This is a genomic window from Azospira sp. APE16, assembly GCF_047901315.1.
Lineage (GTDB): Bacteria > Pseudomonadota > Gammaproteobacteria > Burkholderiales > Rhodocyclaceae > Azospira > Azospira oryzae.
This window is the reverse complement of sequence record NZ_CP179682.1, coordinates 239583-256853: the sequence shown is the minus strand read 5'-3', so window position 1 is coordinate 256853 and position 17271 is coordinate 239583. Positions and strand designations below refer to the sequence as shown.

Sequence of the window (17271 nt, the reverse complement as noted above, 5' to 3'; positions counted from 1 at the left end):
GGTCATTCTCCTAGGTAGGCGGCTTTGACGCGGGGGTTGTCGAGCAGGGTGCCGGCCGCGTCGGTGAGGGTGATGTCGCCGGACTCCATGACGTAGCCGCGGCGGCTCACCTGCAGGGCCAGGCGGGCATTCTGTTCCACCAGCAGGATGGTCATGCCCTGGCTGGCCACTTCTTGTACCACCTCGAAAACCTTCTGCACCATGATCGGTGCTAAACCCATGGAAGGTTCGTCCAGCAGCAACAGTTTGGGACGGCTCATCAGGGCCCGGCCCATGGCCAACATCTGCTGCTCGCCGCCGGAGAGGGTGCCGGCCAGCTGGCCGTGGCGCTCCTTGAGGCGGGGCAGGAGGGCGAAGATACGTTCCAGGTCGTCGGCGATCTCGGTCTTGTCGTGGCGACAGTAGGCGCCCATTTCCAGGTTCTCGGTCACCGTCAGGCGGGCGAAGACGCCCCGTCCTTCGGGCACCAGGGCGATGCCCTGGCCCACCAGCTCGTGGGGCGCCAGGGCCGAAATTTCGCGCCCCTGGTAACGCACGCTGCCGCCGGCGGCATCGAGCTGCCGGGCCAGGGCTTTCAGGGTGGAGGTCTTGCCGGCGCCGTTGGCGCCGATGAGGGCCACGGTTTCGCCCGGGTCCACATGGAAGGTGATGCCCTTGACGGCCTGGATGCCGCCGTAGGCGATGCGCAGGCCTTCGACGATGAGCAGGGGTTCAGCCATGGGCCACCTCGCTGCCGGCGGGTTGGGCTTCGGCGCCCAGATAAGCGGTAATCACGCGGGGATCCTTCTGCACCACGGCGGGCACGTCCTCACAAATCTTTTCGCCGTAATCGAGCACGGCCACCCGGTCGCACAGGCCCATCACCAGCTTCACGTCGTGCTCGATCAGCAGCACGGTGATGCCGTCCTTGCGGATGCCTTCGATGAGGGTGCGCAGTTCGCCGGTTTCCGAGGCGTTCATGCCGGCAGCGGGTTCGTCCAGGGCCAGCAGCTTGGGCTCGGTGGCCAGGGCCCGGGCGATTTCCAGGCGGCGCTGGTCGCCGTAGGAGAGATGCTTGGCCAGGTCGTGGGCCCGGTCGGCGATGCCCACGTAGTGCAGCAGCTCCTCGGCCCGGCGCTGGATGGCCGCCTCCTCCGCCCGGGTGCCCGGGGTGCGGAAGATGGCGCCGAAGACGCCGGCCCGGGTGCGCTGGTGGCGGCCCACCATGACATTCTCCAGGGCCGTCATGTGGGCGAAGAGCCGGATGTTCTGGAAGGTGCGGGCAATGCCCCGGGCCGCCACCTTGTGGGGGGCCGAGGTGTCCAGCTCCGCTCCGGCGAAGACGATGCGCCCGCCGTTGGGCACATAGAGGCCGGTGAGGCAGTTGAAGAAGGTGGTCTTGCCGGCGCCGTTGGGGCCGATCAGGCCGTAGATCTCCCCTTCCCGGATGGTCAGGGAGACGCCGCGCAGGGCCTTGACCCCGCCGAAGTGCTTGGCCACATCGCTGGCCTCGAGAAGGATGGGACGCTCGCTCATCACTTGCTCCCTCCCTGCAGTTCCCGCTTGCGCGTGGCCGAGGGCCACAGGCCGGCGGGGCGGTAGAGCATGACGGCGATCAGGGCCAGGCCGAAGAGCAGCATACGCAGGCTTTCCGGGTCCACCACCACCTTGCCGAAGGCGTACTTCTGCAGGGGCACGGCGGCATGGCGGAAGGCTTCGGGCAGGATGGTGAGGAGGATGCCGCCGAGGATGACGCCGGGAATGTGGCCCATGCCCCCCAGCACCACCATGCACAGCACCATGATGGATTCCATGAGACCGAAGGACTCGGGGCTGACGAAGCCCTGGAAGCTGGCGAAGAGGCCGCCGGCGACGCCGCCGAAGGTGGCGCCCATGGAGAAGGCCAGCAGCTTGATGTTGCGCACGTTGATACCGCAGGCCTTGGCGGCGATCTCGTCTTCCCGGATGGCGACCCAGGCGCGGCCGATGCGGGAATCCTCCAGGCGGATGGTGACGAAAATGATGACCAGGGCCAGCCCCAGGAACAGGTAGTAGTAGGCGTGCAGGGAAGGCACCGTGATACCCAGCACCGAGAGGGGCTTGGCCAGGGTGATGCCGCCGACGTGGAAGGGGTCGATGCTGGAAATTCCCTGGGGCCCGTTGGTGATGTTCACCGGTGCATTCAGGTTGTTCATGAAAATGCGGATGATCTCGCCGAAACCCAGGGTGACGATGGCCAGGTAGTCGCCCCGCAGACGCAGGGTCGGCGCCCCCAGCAGGGCCCCGGCACCGCCCGCCACCACGGCCCCCAGGGGCAGGATGGCCCACACCGGCCAGTGCAGTCCGAAGTGGGGGCTGGCCAGGAGGGCGTAGAGATAGGCGCCGACGGCATAGAAGGCGATGTAGCCCAGGTCCAGCAGGCCGGCAAAGCCCACCACGATGTTCAACCCCAGGGCCAGCATGATGTAGAGCATGGCGAAGTTGAGGATGCGCAGCCAGGCGTTGCCCAGGCCGGCGCCGACGAGGAAGGGCAGCACCGCCAGGACGATGCCGATGGCGGCGTAGCCGGCCCAGAGGACGCGGCGGTCGTGCTTGAGGTCGATCCAGCTCATGCCCGTTCCGCCACTTTCTCGCCCACCAGGCCGGAGGGACGGAAGACCAGCACCAGGATCAGGACGAAGAAGGCGAACACGTCCTGGTAATGGGAACCGAGGAAGCCGCCGGTGATGTCGCCGATGTAGCCGGCCCCCAGGGATTCGATGAGGCCCAGGAGGATGCCGCCGATCATGGCCCCGGCCAGGTTGCCGATGCCGCCCAGCACCGCGGCGGTGAAGGCCTTGAGACCAAGGATGAAGCCCATGTAGTAGTGGGCAATGGAGTAGTTGGCGCTGACCATGAGCCCGGCCACGGCGGCCAGGCCGGAACCGATGACGAAGGTGAGGGAGATGATGTGGTTCACATTCACCCCCATCAGCTGGGCGATGGCCGGGTTCTCGGCAGTGGCGCGCATGGCGCGGCCCAAGCGGGTGCGGTTGATGAGCAGCAGCAGGCCGGCCATCATGCCGGCGGCCACCAGGACGATGATCACCTGCAGGTCGGTGAAGGTGGCGCCCAGCACTTCGTGGGCCTCGGCCGGCAGCACGGCGGGGAAGGAATGGTAGCTGCGGCCCCAGACCATCATGGCCAGGTTCTGCAGCACGATGGAGACGCCGATGGCGGTGATCAGGGGGGCCAGCCGGGGCGCCTTGCGCAGGGGCCGGTAGGCGATCTTCTCGATGCCGTAGCCGATGGCCATGCACACCGGGGCAGCGGCCATGAGGCCGATCAGGGCGATGACCGGGCCCGGCAGGCCGGAGCCGGCCAGCAGCTTGACCACGGTAAGGGCGGTGAGGGCACCGATCATGACCACTTCGCCATGGGCGAAGTTGATGAGGCCCAGGATGCCGTACACCATGGTGTAGCCGAGGGCCACCAGGGCATAGATGCTGCCGAGCACCAGGCCGTTGATGATTTGTTGCAGAAAAATGTCCATGGAATTCCTGTGCGGACATGCAAACGGCGCCATAGGGCGCCGTTTGCAATGGGGAGGTTGGCTAGGAGCGGGCTTACTTCTTCTCGCCAGCCGCAGCGGCAGGAGCGGAAGCGGAAGCGGGAGCCGCGGCGGCCGGTGCAGCCGCTGCCGGCGCTTCGGCAGGAGCCGCTGCCGGCGCCGCCTCGGGAGTGCCGCCCAGGGTTTCCACGTACTCGATCTTGCCGCCCTTGTACTCGTAGAAGGAAATGGCGCCGTCCTTCAGGTCGCCGAACTCGTCGAAGCCGATCTTGGCGGTGACGCCCTGGAAGCTGGTCTTGCCGATCTCCGGCAGGTACTTGGCCGGCTCCACGGAATTGGCCCGCTTCATGGCATCCACCAGGACCATGGTGGCGTCGTAGACATAGGGCGCGTAGAGCTGGATTTCGGTCTTGAACTTGCCGACGAACTTGTCCTTGAAGACGGTGCCGCCGGGCATCTTGTCCAGGGGCACGCCGGGCAGGGAGCAGTACTGGCCTTCGGCGGCGGCGCCGGCCAGGGTGATGAAGTTGGGCGTGCAGCCGCCGTCGCCGGTGAGGAACTTGGCCTTCAGCCCCAGCTCCTTCATCTGCTTGGCCATGGGGCCGCCCTGGGGATCCATGCCGCCGTAGAAGATCAGGTCCGGCTTCTTCGACTTGATCTTGGTCAGGATGGCCTTGAAGTCGGTGGCCTTGTCATTGGTGTACTCGCTGGCCACCACCTTGAGGCCGGCAGCTTCGGCGGCCTTCTTGAACTCGTCGGCCAGGCCCTGGCCGTAAGCGGTACGGTCGTCGATGATGGCAACGCTCTTGGCCGCCAGGGTCTTGGCGGCGAACTGGGCCAGGGCCTTGCCCTGCTGCTCGTCGTTGGCCATGACGCGGAAGGCGGTGGCAAAGCCCTGCTTGGTGTAGGTGGGGTTGGTGGCGGAGCCGGAAATCTGGGGAATGCCGGCATCGAAATAAATCTTGGAGGCCGGGATGGTGGTGCCGGAGTTGAGGTGGCCGATGACGCCGTTAACCTTGGCGTCGACGAACTTCTGGGCCACGGTGGTGCCCTGCTTGGGGTCGGCCTGGTCGTCGTCGGAAATGAGTTCGAACTTGACCTTGGCACCGCCGATCTCCAGGCCCTTGGCGTTCAGTTCCTCGATGGCCAGGGTGGCGCCGTATTCGTTGTCCTTGCCGATGTGGGCCTGGGGGCCGGTGAGGGGAGAGGCATGGCCGATCTTGACGGTGATCTCGGGCTTGGCGGCAGGAGCTGCAGCCGGGGCGGCCTGGGGTGCGGGTTCTTCCTTGTTGCCGCAACCGATCAGGGAAATGGCGGCGGCCAGGGCCAGGATGGTGCCGGGAATGCTGTTCATGCGCATAACGGAAACTCCTCTCGGGCTTATAACGGATGACGGTGTTGGGGAACAAGATACAGCGAATGATTCTCAGGGCGCCCCCCGCCCTTGTCAATATGCAGGATACAAGGTCGGCGCGGGCCTCCGGACGGATTGCAGACAATAAAAAAGCCAACCCGGAGGTTGGCTTTTCGTCAGCGAGACCTTAACGGCTCACTTCAGGCTCAGGACCCAGTGAGCCAGCTTCTTGGCTTCGTCCGGGGTCACGTTGTTGGGGGGCATGGGCACGGTGCCCCAGGCGCCGCTGCCGCCCTTCTGGATCTTCTCGGCCAGCTTGCCTTCGGCAGCCTTGTCGCCGGCGTACTTCTTGGCCACGTCCTTGTAGGCGGGGCCCACCACCTTGGTGGCGATCTGGTGACAGGTCATGCAGTTCTTGGCCTTGGCCAGGGCTTCGTCAGCCTGGGCAGCGCCGTTGATCAGGAGGCCAGCGGCGGCCAGCAGGGACACGTAAATCGCTTTCATGCTCTCGCTCCGTAGTGAGAATGGTGAATATGCTGTGTAGCGCGGGGATGTTAATGCACTTTCAACGGTTTGGCCAACATGCCAAGCAGGGCTTCCAGGCCGTCGATGGGTGGCAAGCAAGTAACGCCGGCACAGACCCAGGCGTTGACACGTTCCGTCTCCGGTTTGCGCAAGGGGGGCGGCCGTTCGTCCCCGCCCGTAGGGGCCACGGCGAGCAGCCAGGGCGCCGGCAGGCGGCCGATTTCGTCCTGCCAGCGGGCCAGTTCCGCGGCCGGTCCCTGCAGCACGGCCAGGGCCGGGGGGCTCAGCTCGTCGCCGAGGACATTGAGCAGGCCCGGGTGGGCGCCGGGATGCTGGCGCAGGTCGGGCAGGAACAGGGCCAGGGCGCGGCGGGCGGCGGCGGCATAGCGGGGCTCGCCGCTAAGCAGGGCCAGGCGCCCCAGGGCAAAAGCAGCAACGCCGTTGCCCGACGGCGTGGCATGGTCCTCCACCGGCTTGGTGCGGTGAATCAGGGCCTCATGGTCGTGGGCGGTGAAGAAGAAGCCGCCTTCCTCCCGATCCTCGAAGTGCTGCAGCAGGGCGTCGGCCAGGGCCACGGCGCAGCGGTAGTCGGCATCGCGCCAGCCGGCCTGGAGCAACTCCAGCATGGCCTCCAGGAGGAAGGCATGGTCGTCCAGATAGGCCGGCAGCCGGGCCCGGCCATCCTTCCAGGCGGCCAGCAGCCGCCCGTCCCGCCAGAGCTCCCGCTGCAGGAAATCGGCCGCCCGGCAGGCCAGGCCCAGCCATTCGGGCCGGCCGAAGGCCCGGGCGGCCCGGGCCAGGCCCTTGATGGCCAGGGCGTTGCAGCCGGTCAGCACCTTGTCGTCCCGCCCCGGGCGGATGCGCTCGTTGCGGGCTGCCAGCAGGGTGTGCCGGGCCCCTTCCAGCTGCTGGCGCGCCTCGCCGGGCGTCAGGCGCAGGCGTTCGGCCACCTGCTCCAGGGGCTGCACCTGGCGCAGGTGCCATTCGGCATCCTCGAAATTGGGCGGACCATCCAGGCCCCAGTGGATGGAAGCCACATCCCATTGCTGGGGCGGTAGCAGGGCATGGACCTCCCGGGCGGTCCATAGGTAGAAGCGGCCTTCCTCGTCCTCGCTGTCCGCATCCAGGGCGGCGGCGAAGGCCCCGCCGGGCAGCGCCATTTCATGCTGCAGCCAGGCGACGATGCCATCGGCCGCCTGGCGGAACACCTGCTTGCGGCTCAGGGCCCAGGCTTCGGCGTAGAGGTGAAGCAGCTGGGCGTTGTCGTAGAGCATTTTCTCGAAGTGGGGAATGCTCCACTGGGCATCGACGCTGTAACGATAGAAGCCGCCGCCCAGGTGGTCGTGGATGCCGCCCTCGGCCATCCGTTCCAGGGTCGTCAGGGCCATGTCCCGGGCGTGGGGATCGCCGGTGGCGGCATGGCGGCGCAGGAGGAAGTCCAGGGCGGCAGGCCGGGGAAATTTGGGGGCACCGCCAAAGCCGCCACGGCGCCGGTCGTAGTTGGTGTCCAGCTCCGCCACGGCCTGGGCCAGGGGGTCCGCATTGAACAGGGGCTCGCCCCGCACCGCCCGGGGCAGGGTGCTGCCGAAGGCCTCGCGCATGGTGCGGCCCTGCTCGGCAATCTCGCCTTGCTTCTCGGCAAAGGCCCGGGCCACGCTGTGCAGCACTTCGACAAAGGCCGGCAGACCGTGACGGGGTTCCCGCGGGAAATAGGTGCCGCCGAAGAAGGGCATGGCGTCCGGTGTCAGGAACATGGTCAGGGGCCAACCGCCGGGGCGGCCGACCAGCATCTGGTGGGCGGTCTGGTAGACCTGGTCCAGGTCGGGGCGCTCCTCCCGGTCTACCTTGATGTTGATGAAGAGGCGGTTCATCTCCGCCGCCACGGTTGCATCGGCGAAGCACTCATGGGCCATGACATGGCACCAGTGGCAGGCCGAGTAGCCGATGGAGAGCAGGATCGGCCGGTTCTCCGCGCGGGCCCGGGCCAGCGCCTCCTCGCCCCAGGGATACCAGTCCACCGGGTTGTCGGCGTGCTGCAGCAGGTAGGGGGAGGTTTCTGCGGCGAGGCGGTTGGGCATGACGGGCAGTCGGCTAGAGAGGTTGTGTCTGGGACAGCATCCGGGGCGGGGGGTTCAGGCCTCGGCGCTTTTCGCCAGGGCATCCACCAGGGCGACGGCAAAGCCGGACAGGCTGGCCCGGTTGCGGACACAGATCTGCAGGTCGCGCCGGGCCCAGGGCTCGGACAGTTCCAGCACCGTGGGCGGCCGTTCCCGGTCGGCGAAGACCAGGGCCGAACGGGGCACCAGGCCGATGCCGACGCCAGCTCCCACCATGCGCAGCACGGCGCCGAAACTGCGCACCTGGATGCGCACGTTGAGGTGGCGTCCCTGGGCCGCCGCCGCATTCATGGTGAAGGTGTGGATGGCGCTGCCGGCGTGGAGCATGACGAAAGGGTAGTCCAGCACGGCACCGAAACCCAGCCCGGCAGGCTCGTCGCGACGGGCTTCCAGGGGATGGCCGGCGGGCACCACCAGCACCAGGCGGTCCTGGCGGTAGGGCAGCAGTTCCACCCCGGAGCTTTCCACATGGCCCGCCACCACCCCCACTTCCACTTCGCCGCCGGCCACGGCCAGGGCGATATGGGGGCTGGTGTGCTCCTCCAGGGTGACGCTGACCTGGGGATGGTCCCGCAGGAAACCGGCCAGGTCCATGGGCAGAAAGGTGTGGGTGGCGTGGGTATTGGCCCACAGGCTGACGTGGCCGCGAATGCCCTGGGCGTAGGGCGCCAGGTCGGCATGCATCTGCTCCAGCTGGGCAAACACTTCCCGGGCGTGGCGCAGCAGGGATTCGCCGGCCCGGGTCAGGGCCACGCCCCGGGCCTGGCGGGTGAGCAGGGGCGTGCCCAGGGCGTCCTCCAGCTGACGGATGCGGTGGCTGGCGGAGGAGGGCGCCAGATGGGCCTTCTCGGCCCCCCGGGTGAGGTTGCGCTCCTCCGCCACGGCCAGGAACAGTTTCAGGTCGACAAGATCGTAGCGCATGGAAGGTTTCGGCTTTGACGAAGGCTTGCTTGGGAGTTTACCAATTGTTCCAGCTTTGGCGCGGGCTGAAAATCCAAACACTTCGTCTTGCCCGAATCGAACTCCATGCCCTGGAAACACTGGAACTCCGACCGCATCGGCGTCGCCCTGGCCGTCCTGGCGGCGTTCGGCTTCTCCTTCAAGGCCATCTTCGTCAAGCTGGCCTATGCTGCCGCCCCGGTGGATGCCGTCACCCTGCTCTCCCTGCGCATGGTCTTTTCCCTGCCCGCCTTCCTCTGGATCGGCTTCACCGCCGGCAACGCCGCCCCCCTGACGCGACGCGACTGGGGCACCCTGGTGGTGCTCGGCGTCCTCGGCTACTACGCCTCCAGCATGCTCGACTTCCTCGGCCTGCAGTACATCTCGGCCGGTCTGGAACGGCTGATCCTGTTCACCTATCCGACCCTGACCGTGCTCATCGGCGTGCTGTTCATGGGCCAGTCCCTGGAGAAGCGCCAGGTGGGCGCCCTGCTGCTGTCCTACGCCGGCATCGGCCTGGCCTTCGCCCACGACCTGCAACTGGGCGGCGACATGGCCACCCTGCTCACCGGCGCCGCCTTCGTCTTCGGCTCGGCCCTCACCTACGCCATCTACAGCGCCTGGGCCGAACCGGCCATCCGCCGCCTCGGCTCGGCCCGCTTCGCCGCCCTGGCCATGCTGGTGTCCACCACCGCCACCCAGCTGCACTTCTTCGCCACCCAGCCCCTCTCCGCCCTGGTGCAACCTCTGCCCATCTATCTCTACGGCGCCGCCATGGCCCTTTTCTCCACGGTGCTGCCCATCCTCTGGCAATCCGCCGCCATCCGCCGCATCGGTGCCGCCCGTTCGGTGCTGATCGGCACCCTGGGGCCCGTCCTCACCATCTTCTTCAGCTGGTGGCTGCTGCAGGAGCCCGTTTCCGCCGCCCAGCTGGCCGGCGCCGGCCTGGTCCTGGCCGGCGTCCTGCTGGTCAGCCGCAGCAAGCGCAAGCCCGCCTAGGCCTGGCCTAGGGGAAACTCCTCTGGTCAGACGGGCCGCCTTGTGCTGCAATCGGCGCTGTGCCCCTGCGGCCCAACCCACCCCTGCAAGGAGATGCCCATGCGCAAGACCCTGACCCTGGCAGCCGCTGCCGTCATTGGTTCCGCCCTCTGTGCCGCCCCGGTGCTGGCCCAGGAATCCCCCACCCTGAAGAAGATCAAGGACACCGGCTCCATCACCCTGGGCCATCGGGAATCCTCCATCCCCTTTTCCTACTATGACGACAAGCAGCAGGTCATCGGCTATTCCCACGAGATGATGTTGAAGGCGGTGGACGCCATCAAGGCCGAACTGAAGCTGGCCAAGCTGGACGTCAAGCTGATGCCGGTCACCTCGGCCAACCGCATCACCCTGTTGCAGAACGGCACGGTGGACATGGAGTGCGGCTCCACCACCAACAACCTGGAACGGCAGAAGCAGGTCGGCTTCTCCACCAGCATCTTCGTCATCGGCACCCGCCTCATGGCCAAGAAGGACGCCGGCGTGAAGGACTTCCCCGACCTCGCCGGAAAGAACGTGGTAACCACCGCCGGCACCACTTCCGAACGCCTCATCCGCAAGATGAACGAGGAAAAGCAGATGAAGATGAACATCATCTCGGCCAAGGACCACGGCGAGTCCTTCCTCACCCTGGAAAGCGGCCGCGCCGTCGCCTTCATGATGGACGACGCCCTGCTCTACGGCGAAATGGCCAAGGCCAAGCGTCCGGGCGACTGGGTCGTGGTCGGCACCGCCCAGTCCAAGGAAGCCTACGGCTGCATGCTGCGCAAGGACGACGCCGGCTTCAAGAAGGTGGTGGATGCGGCCCTGACCAAGGCCATGACCTCCGGCGAGGCGGAGAAGATCTACAACAAGTGGTTCATGAACCCCATTCCGCCCAAGGGGCTCAACCTCAACATGCCGCTCTCCGACGACATGAAGGCCCTCTACAAGACTCCCAACGACAAGGCCTACGAGTAAGCCGGGTCTGATCGGCAAGGCGGAAGGGCGATGCCCCTCCGCCTCCTTCTCCCTCTTCCCGTCGGGGTTCCATCATGAACTACAACTGGAACTGGTCGGTCTTCCTTACCCCCGTCCCCTCGGGGGAAACGACCTACCTGGGCTGGCTGTTCACCGGCCTGCAATGGACCGTCGCCCTGTCCCTTTCCGCCTGGGTCATCGCCCTCGTGGTGGGGTCCGTCGTCGGCGTCCTGCGCACCGTGCCCAACCGCTGGCTGTCCGGCTTCGCCGCGGTGTACGTCGAGTGTTTCCGCAACGTGCCCCTCCTGGTGCAGCTGTTCTCCTGGTATTTCGTCCTGCCCGAACTGCTGCCGCCGGCCCTGGGCAACGCCTACAAGCAATCCGACCCGCTGCTGCAGCAGTTTCTCGCCGCCATGCTCTGCCTGGGCCTGTTCACTGCCGCCCGCGTCGCCGAGCAGGTGCGTGCCGGCATCGAATCCCTGCCCCGGGGCCAGAAGAACGCCGGCCTGGCCATGGGCTTCACCCTGGCCCAGGTGTATCGCCACGTGCTGCTACCCATGGCCTTCCGCATCATCGTGCCGCCCCTGACCTCCGAATTCCTCAACATCTTCAAGAACTCGGCCGTAGCCACCACCATCGGCCTCATCGAGCTGTCGCGCCAGGCCCAGCAACTGGTGGACTACACGGCCCAGCCCTACGAAGCCTTCATCGCCGTGACCCTGCTCTACGTCTGCATCAACGTCACCGTGATGTTCCTCATGCGCCGCCTGGAAGAAAAAGTCCGGGTCCCAGGCTTTATCGGAGGCAAGTGAGCCATGTACGAATTTGACTGGAGCTCCATTCCCGGCGCCCTGCCCCTGCTCGGCAAGGGCCTGCTGGTGACCCTGGAAGTGACCCTCACCGCCATCGTCGTCGGCATCGGCTGGGGCACCCTGCTCGCGGTGGCCCGGCTGTCCAGCAACAGACTGCTGTCCTTCCTTGCCGCCGGCTACGTGAACCTGTTCCGCTCGGTGCCCCTGGTGATGGTCATCCTGTGGTTCTACCTGATCGTGCCCCAGGCCCTGAAGGGCCTCTTCGGCCAGGATATCGGCGATATCCGCCTGGTCTCCGCCCTGGTGGCCTTCGCCCTGTTCGAGGCCGCCTACTATTCGGAAATCATCCGGGCCGGCATCCAGAGCGTGCCCAAGGGGCAGGTCGCCGCCGGTCTGGCCCTGGGCCTGACGCCGGGCCAGACCATGCGCCTGGTGGTGCTACCCCAGGCCTTCCGCAACATGATTCCGTTGCTCCTGACCCAGGCCATCATCCTCTTCCAGGACACCTCCCTGGTTTACGTGATCGGCCTCTCGGACTTCTTCGGCACCGCCTACAAGGTCGGCGACCGGGACGGCAGACTGGTGGAACTGCTGCTCTTCGCCGGCGCCGCCTACTTTGTCATCTGCTTCACCGTCTCCCGCCTGGTGAAGCACCTGCAAGCGAGGTTCATCAAATGATCGAGATCAAGAACGTTTCCAAGTGGTACGGCCAGTTCCAGGTGCTTACCGATTGCACCACCGAGGTGAAGAAGGGCGAGGTGGTGGTGGTCTGCGGTCCCTCGGGTTCGGGCAAGTCCACCCTGATCAAGTGCGTCAATGGCCTGGAACCCTTCCAGCAGGGCGACATTGTGGTGAATGGCACTTCCGTCGGCGACCCCAGGACCAACCTCTCCAAGCTGCGCTCCCACGTCGGCATGGTGTTCCAGCACTTCGAGCTGTTTCCCCACATGACCATCACCGACAACCTGACCATCGCCCAGGTCAAGGTGCTGGGCCGCAGCAGGGAGGAGGCCACGGACAAGGGCCTCAAGCTGCTTGACCGGGTGGGCCTCAAGGCCCATGCGCACAAGCATCCGGGCCAGCTTTCCGGCGGCCAGCAGCAGCGGGTGGCTATCGCCCGGGCCCTGGCCATGGACCCCATCTGCATGCTCTTCGACGAACCCACCTCGGCCCTGGACCCGGAAATGATCAACGAGGTGCTGGATGTGATGGTGGAACTGGCCCAGGAAGGCATGACCATGATGTGCGTCACCCACGAAATGGGTTTTGCCCGCAAGGTGGCCCACCGGGTGATCTTCATGGACCAGGGCCGCATCGTCGAGGATGCGGCCAAGGACGACTTTTTCGGCAAGCCCCACTCGGAGCGGGCCCAGCAGTTCCTGGCCAAGATCCTGCAGCACTAGGCTGTCGCGACGGCCAGGCCGCGCGCCCGCCCGCACCAAACAAAAACGCCCGCTGCAACAGCGGGCGTTTTCATTGCCGGATGGCCCCGGCGGGGCCGGAGAGAAGCTCAGACCGTGGCGCTGGCCTTCTTCAGCACGGCGTAAATCTCGTCCTTCAGCGCCAGCTTTTCCTTCTTCAGGGCTTCGATTTGCTCCGGGGAGCCGGATTCGATGCGGGACTCCATGTTCTTGACCTTCTGGTCGATCTCGTTGTGCTTCTGGAAGAGATTCTGGAAGTGGCGGTCGCTGGTCTTGAGTTGGGAAATCAGGTCGCGGTATTCAGGAAACATGATGACGCTCCACACTGGGTTGTTATGTAAATCGACAGTTCCATTGTACGAGCCTCGCCGCCAGAACAAAACCTCCATGGCCGTCTCCGCGCCGGCAAAAGAAAAACCCCCGGCCGCCACGGCGCGGGGGTTGTCCCTGACCTTTGCACAGCGCCCCCGAGGGGTACGCCGCCAGCGGCCGGCTCAGCGGTTGCCGAGCCCCAGACGCTGCCAGATCTCACTGGTCAGGCCGGACTGGTTCATGGAATAGAAATGCAGCCCCGGGGCGCCGCCGGCCAGCAGCTTCTGGCACAGCTCGGTGACCACATCCAGGCCGAAGGCCTTGATGGAATCGGCATCGTCGCCGAAGCCTTCGAACTTCTTGCGCATCCAGCGGGGGATTTCGGCGCCACAGGCATCGGAGAAGCGGGCCAGCTTGGAAAAGCTGGCAATGGGCATGATCCCCGGGACGATGGGGATGGTCACCCCGGCGGCCCGCACCGCATCCACGAAATGGAAGTAGGCGTCGGCGTTGTAGAAGTACTGGGTGATGGCGGAATTGGCTCCCGCATTGACCTTGCGCACGAAAGCCTGCAGGTCGTCGTCGGCGCTGCGGGCCTGGGGGTGCCATTCCGGATAGGCGGCCACTTCGATATGGAAGTGATCGCCGGTCTCGGCCCGGATGAACTCCACCAGTTCGTTGGCGTAGCGGAATTCGCCCGGGTCGGCCATGCCGGAGGGCAGGTCGCCGCGCAGGGCCACCACGCGACGGATGCCCTCGGCCTGGAACTCGGCCAGGATGCCGCGGATGGACTCCCGGGAGGAGCCAATGCAGGACAGGTGGGGCGCCGCATCCAGGCCGGCGGCGACGATTTCGCGCACGGTGGAGAAGGTACGCTCCCGGGTGGAACCGCCGGCACCGTAGGTGACGGAGAAGAAGGCCGGCTTCAGGGCCGCCAGCTTGTCCCGCACCAGGCGCAGCTTCTCCACGCCTTCCGCCGTCTGGGGCGGAAAGAATTCGATACTGAACGTCTTGTCGTTCATGGCGTCTGCCTTTCCTCCAGCAACTGCAGCCGGGTACCGGGCGGCAATTCCTGGGAAGCTTTGGTGATGAGGCCGACGGGTCCCCGGACCCAGCCCTGACTGATCAGATCCCGGGCCAGGGCGCGGGAGGCGGCCAGGCCCTGTTCCACCAGCAGCACATCGGCGCGCACGCCCTTGCGGACGTGGGGCACCGCCTCCTGGCGCACCTTGGGTGGCGGACGGGAACTGCGGCTGTGGAACGAGTTCATGGACATGGCGGGTCCCGACCCATCGTCTGCAGGCCGCCTCCGGCAAGGGAAGACGGCCCGGCTACGGCTTAGTAGCGGTAGTGGTCGGCCTTGTAGGGGCCTTGCACGGGCACGCCGATGTAGTCGGCCTGCTGCTGGGTGAGGGTGGTCAGCTGCACGTTGAGGGTCTTCAGCTGCAGGCGGGCCACCTTCTCGTCCAGGTGCTTGGGCAGGGTGTAGACACCCACCGGGTAATCGGCAGTCTTGGTGAACAGCTCGATCTGGGCGATGGTCTGGTTGGCGAAGGAGGAGCTCATCACGTAGCTGGGGTGGCCGGTGGCACAACCCAGGTTCACCAGGCGGCCCTTGGCCAGCAGGATGATGCGCTTGCCGTCGGGGAAGATGACGTGATCGACCTGGGGCTTGATCTCTTCCCACTGGTACTTTTCCAGGGAAGCGACGTCGATTTCGTTGTCGAAGTGGCCGATGTTGCAGACGATGGCGTTGTTCTTCATCTTCACCATGTGGTCATGGGTGATGACGTGGAAGTTGCCGGTGGTGGTGACGAAGATGTCGGCCTTGTCGGCAGCGTATTCCATGGTGACGACGCGGTAGCCTTCCATGGCGGCCTGCAGGGCGCAGATCGGGTCGATCTCGGTGACCCAGACCTGGGCGGAGAGGGCGCGCAGGGCCTGGGCGGACCCCTTGCCCACGTCGCCGTAGCCGCAGACCACGGCGATCTTGCCGGCCACCATGACGTCGGTGGCGCGCTTGATGCCGTCCACCAGGGATTCGCGGCAACCGTAGAGGTTGTCGAACTTGGACTTGGTGACGGAATCGTTCACGTTGATGGCGGGGAACTTGAGGTCGCCGCGGGCGTGCATCTGGTACAGGCGGTGCACGCCGGTGGTGGTCTCTTCGGTAACGCCCTTGATCTTTTCCAGACGCACGGAGTACCAGGTGGGGTCCTGGGCCAGCTTGGCCTTGATGGCGGCGAAGAGGATGGTCTCTTCTTCGGAACCGGGCTTGGCCAGGACGGAAATGTCCTTCTCGGCCTTGGCGCCCAGATGCAGCAGCAGGGTGGCATCGCCGCCGTCGTCCAGGATCATGTTGGAATAGCCACCGTCGGCCCATTCGAAGATGCGGTGGGTGTAGTCCCAGTACTCGGTCAGGGTCTCGCCCTTGACGGCGAAGACGGGGATGCCGGCAGCGGCGATGGCGGCAGCGGCGTGATCCTGGGTGGAGAAGATGTTGCAGGAAGCCCAGCGCACTTCGGCACCGAGGGCCACCAGGGTCTCGATCAGCACCGCGGTCTGGATGGTCATGTGCAGGGAGCCGGTGATGCGGGCGCCCTTCAGGGGCTGGCTCTTGGCGTACTCCTCGCGGATGGCCATGAGACCGGGCATTTCGGTCTCGGCAATCTTGATTTCCTTGCGGCCCCAGGCGGACAGGCCCAGGTCGGCGATCACGTAATCTTTGAATTCAGCCACAGCAGTGCTCCTTAAGAACTGTGGCCGGGGAGGGGAGGGAGTGCGATAGCAGGGCTCACCTGGCCCCCTGCGCCCGGCAGGGTTGTAAAGGTGAGCGCCGTTGAAACTGGTCTCCCCTGGCGGGGCAGACATCCGAGCCTGGGACCTTGCCGGCCTCGCAGCGCTCCTCGGAAGTGGCGGATTATAGACGGAAATACCGGTCGGGGAAATTCCCCGGCCGGCCCTCCCGCACCGGGCTCAGGCCGCCGCCGTGCTCCAGATTTCGTCCACGTTGCCAATGCCCCACTTGGCCGGGTCCTCCCGGCCGGCGATCTTGTCGTGCACGCCGGGACGGGACAGGTCCAGCAACTCCGGCGCAATGTGGGCATTGGACTTGGTGGAAAAGAATACCTTGACCCGGGGCGCCAGCAGGGACTTCTCGCTCTGCTCCACCACCACCCCCAGCCGCCCCGATTCGAGGCGGACGAAGGAGCCGATGGGGTAGATGCCCAGGCTCTTGACGAAGGCCTGGAAGACCCGGGGATCGAAATGCCCGTCGGCCCACTCGGCCATCTTCTTGATCGATTCGGCCGGGTCCCAGCCGGCCTTGTAGGGGCGGTTGGAGGTAATGGCGTCATAGACGTCGCAGACCGCCCCCATCTTGGCCAGCAGGCTGATCTCGTCGCCCTTGAGGCCCTTGGGGTAGCCGCCGCCGTTCATCTTTTCGTGGTGGTGCAGGCAGACGTCCAGTGCCTCCGGCGGCACCCCCTTGCCTTCCAGCAAGACCTTGTGCCCTTCGGCGGGGTGGGTCTTGATGACCGCAAATTCTTCGTCGGTCAGCTTGCCCGGCTTGTTGAGGATTTCGGCCGGGATGAAGGCCTTGCCCATGTCGTGCAGCAGGCCGGACAGGCCCGCCAGACGGGTCTGCTGCTCGTCCAGGCCGAGCTGGCGGGCCAGGGCCACCATCAGGGCGCAGACGGCGACCGAGTGCATGTAGGTGTAATCGTCGGCCGTCTTCAGGCGGGCCAGGCTGATCAGGGCGCCGGGATTGCGGGCCACGGAATCGGCGATCTCCTCCACCAGCACCTGGGCCTGCTCCGCATCCACGGCCTTGCCCATGCGGGCCTCCTGGAACATGGACACCACGGCCTTCTTGGCACTGTTGCAGATTTTCGCCGCCCGCTGCATCTCCACCGCGGTGCTGGTGCGCTCCAGGGAGCGGGTGGCCTGGGCCTCCCGCACCTGTTCCTCGGCCACCAGGGCCTCGGACTCGGTCTCGCTGATGGCCGCCTCGCCGGCTTCCACGTCCAGCCCCTTGCCGGCATCGATCCAGACTTCGGTGATGCAGCTGGCGCGAATGGCGCGGATGTCCTCCGGGTCCTTCAGGACGAAGGAGTTGCGCCAGAACGGATGATCGATCCAGGCGCCACAGAAGGATTTGAGATACATGCCGACACGCAGTTGTTCGACATGGATTTTCTTGAGCATGGGGGACAGGCAGGAGGCGGAAAACCTCCATTTTATGCCCAGGGGAAGGCGAATTGCG

18 protein-coding genes and 1 riboswitch are annotated in these 17271 nt (G+C 66.0%); of the genes, 5 read left to right on the top strand and 13 right to left on the bottom strand.

Annotated elements, in window-relative coordinates; all coding sequences use genetic code 11:
• Positions 1–2: 2 nt before the first annotated feature.
• The 8 genes from ACLSSQ_RS01280 to ACLSSQ_RS01245 form a co-directional block, all read right to left on the bottom strand.
• Positions 3–719: an ABC transporter ATP-binding protein gene (locus tag ACLSSQ_RS01280; RefSeq protein ID WP_416243564.1), complete on the bottom strand. Its 717-nt coding sequence runs from the start codon at positions 717–719 to the stop codon at positions 3–5.
• The gene (locus ACLSSQ_RS01275; protein ID WP_014235738.1) at positions 712–1515 is read right to left on the bottom strand and encodes an ABC transporter ATP-binding protein; all 804 of its coding nucleotides are present in this window, start codon (positions 1513–1515) and stop codon (positions 712–714) included. Before ACLSSQ_RS01275 ends, ACLSSQ_RS01280 begins: the two co-directional genes overlap by 8 nt.
• Positions 1515–2591 carry an ABC transporter permease subunit gene (locus ACLSSQ_RS01270; protein ID WP_416243563.1) on the bottom strand — a complete coding sequence of 359 codons (1077 nt, stop codon included), beginning with the start codon at positions 2589–2591 and terminating at the stop codon, positions 1515–1517. Before ACLSSQ_RS01270 ends, ACLSSQ_RS01275 begins: the two co-directional genes overlap by 1 nt.
• Entirely contained in the window at positions 2588–3511 is a 924-nt protein-coding gene (locus tag ACLSSQ_RS01265; RefSeq protein ID WP_416243562.1) for a branched-chain amino acid ABC transporter permease, read from the bottom strand. Before ACLSSQ_RS01265 ends, ACLSSQ_RS01270 begins: the two co-directional genes overlap by 4 nt.
• 73 nt (positions 3512–3584) lie before the next feature.
• On the bottom strand, positions 3585–4889 hold the full coding sequence (locus ACLSSQ_RS01260) for a branched-chain amino acid ABC transporter substrate-binding protein (protein WP_014235741.1): 1305 nt from the start codon (positions 4887–4889) through the stop codon (positions 3585–3587).
• Positions 4890–5078: 189 nt separating this feature from the next.
• The gene (locus ACLSSQ_RS01255) at positions 5079–5387 is read right to left on the bottom strand and encodes a c-type cytochrome (RefSeq protein WP_014235742.1); all 309 of its coding nucleotides are present in this window, start codon (positions 5385–5387) and stop codon (positions 5079–5081) included.
• A gap of 50 nt (positions 5388–5437) precedes the next feature.
• A complete protein-coding gene (locus ACLSSQ_RS01250; protein ID WP_416243561.1) occupies positions 5438–7486 on the bottom strand; it encodes a thioredoxin domain-containing protein in 2049 nt (682 codons plus the stop codon).
• A gap of 54 nt (positions 7487–7540) precedes the next feature.
• Complete coding sequence (locus tag ACLSSQ_RS01245; protein ID WP_014235744.1) at positions 7541–8446, bottom strand: LysR family transcriptional regulator; 906 nt, start codon at positions 8444–8446, stop codon at positions 7541–7543.
• Positions 8447–8551: 105 nt separating this feature from the next.
• Here ACLSSQ_RS01245 and ACLSSQ_RS01240 point away from each other — a divergent pair, with 105 nt between their 5' ends.
• The 5 genes from ACLSSQ_RS01240 to ACLSSQ_RS01220 all read left to right on the top strand — a co-directional run bounded on the left by ACLSSQ_RS01240 (position 8552) and on the right by ACLSSQ_RS01220 (position 12677).
• Positions 8552–9463, top strand: a complete 912-nt coding sequence (locus tag ACLSSQ_RS01240) for a DMT family transporter (protein WP_416243560.1) — start codon at positions 8552–8554, stop codon at positions 9461–9463.
• A 99-nt stretch (positions 9464–9562) separates the two neighbouring features.
• Positions 9563–10462: a glutamate/aspartate ABC transporter substrate-binding protein gene (locus tag ACLSSQ_RS01235; RefSeq protein ID WP_416243559.1), complete on the top strand. Its 900-nt coding sequence runs from the start codon at positions 9563–9565 to the stop codon at positions 10460–10462.
• Between the two features lie 74 nt (positions 10463–10536).
• Positions 10537–11274 carry an amino acid ABC transporter permease gene (locus ACLSSQ_RS01230; RefSeq protein WP_205229646.1) on the top strand — a complete coding sequence of 246 codons (738 nt, stop codon included), beginning with the start codon at positions 10537–10539 and terminating at the stop codon, positions 11272–11274.
• Between the two features lie 3 nt (positions 11275–11277).
• The gene (gltK, locus tag ACLSSQ_RS01225; protein WP_014235748.1) at positions 11278–11952 is read left to right on the top strand and encodes a glutamate/aspartate ABC transporter permease GltK; all 675 of its coding nucleotides are present in this window, start codon (positions 11278–11280) and stop codon (positions 11950–11952) included.
• Positions 11949–12677: an amino acid ABC transporter ATP-binding protein gene (locus tag ACLSSQ_RS01220; RefSeq protein ID WP_014235749.1), complete on the top strand. Its 729-nt coding sequence runs from the start codon at positions 11949–11951 to the stop codon at positions 12675–12677. The genes gltK and ACLSSQ_RS01220 overlap by 4 nt, the downstream gene beginning before the upstream one ends.
• A 107-nt stretch (positions 12678–12784) precedes the next feature.
• Here the strand turns inward: ACLSSQ_RS01220 and ACLSSQ_RS01215 are convergent, their stop codons facing one another.
• The 5 genes from ACLSSQ_RS01215 to ACLSSQ_RS01195 all read right to left on the bottom strand — a co-directional run bounded on the left by ACLSSQ_RS01215 (position 12785) and on the right by ACLSSQ_RS01195 (position 17213).
• Entirely contained in the window at positions 12785–13006 is a 222-nt protein-coding gene (locus tag ACLSSQ_RS01215) for a YdcH family protein (protein ID WP_014235750.1), read from the bottom strand.
• 183 nt (positions 13007–13189) lie between these two features.
• Positions 13190–14029, bottom strand: coding sequence for a methylenetetrahydrofolate reductase [NAD(P)H] (gene metF, locus ACLSSQ_RS01210; RefSeq protein WP_416243558.1), 840 nt, complete (start codon positions 14027–14029; stop codon positions 13190–13192).
• A complete protein-coding gene (locus tag ACLSSQ_RS01205; RefSeq protein WP_014235752.1) occupies positions 14026–14283 on the bottom strand; it encodes a S4 domain-containing protein in 258 nt (85 codons plus the stop codon). Before ACLSSQ_RS01205 ends, metF begins: the two co-directional genes overlap by 4 nt.
• A 62-nt stretch (positions 14284–14345) precedes the next feature.
• Positions 14346–15746 (bottom strand): adenosylhomocysteinase, encoded by a 1401-nt coding sequence (gene ahcY / locus ACLSSQ_RS01200; protein ID WP_130459736.1) that lies wholly within the window; start codon positions 15744–15746, stop codon positions 14346–14348.
• 85 nt (positions 15747–15831) lie between these two features.
• Positions 15832–15921, bottom strand: a riboswitch (S-adenosyl-L-homocysteine riboswitch).
• A gap of 62 nt (positions 15922–15983) precedes the next feature.
• The gene (locus ACLSSQ_RS01195) at positions 15984–17213 is read right to left on the bottom strand and encodes an HD-GYP domain-containing protein (protein ID WP_152090081.1); all 1230 of its coding nucleotides are present in this window, start codon (positions 17211–17213) and stop codon (positions 15984–15986) included.
• Positions 17214–17271: the final 58 nt, after the last annotated feature.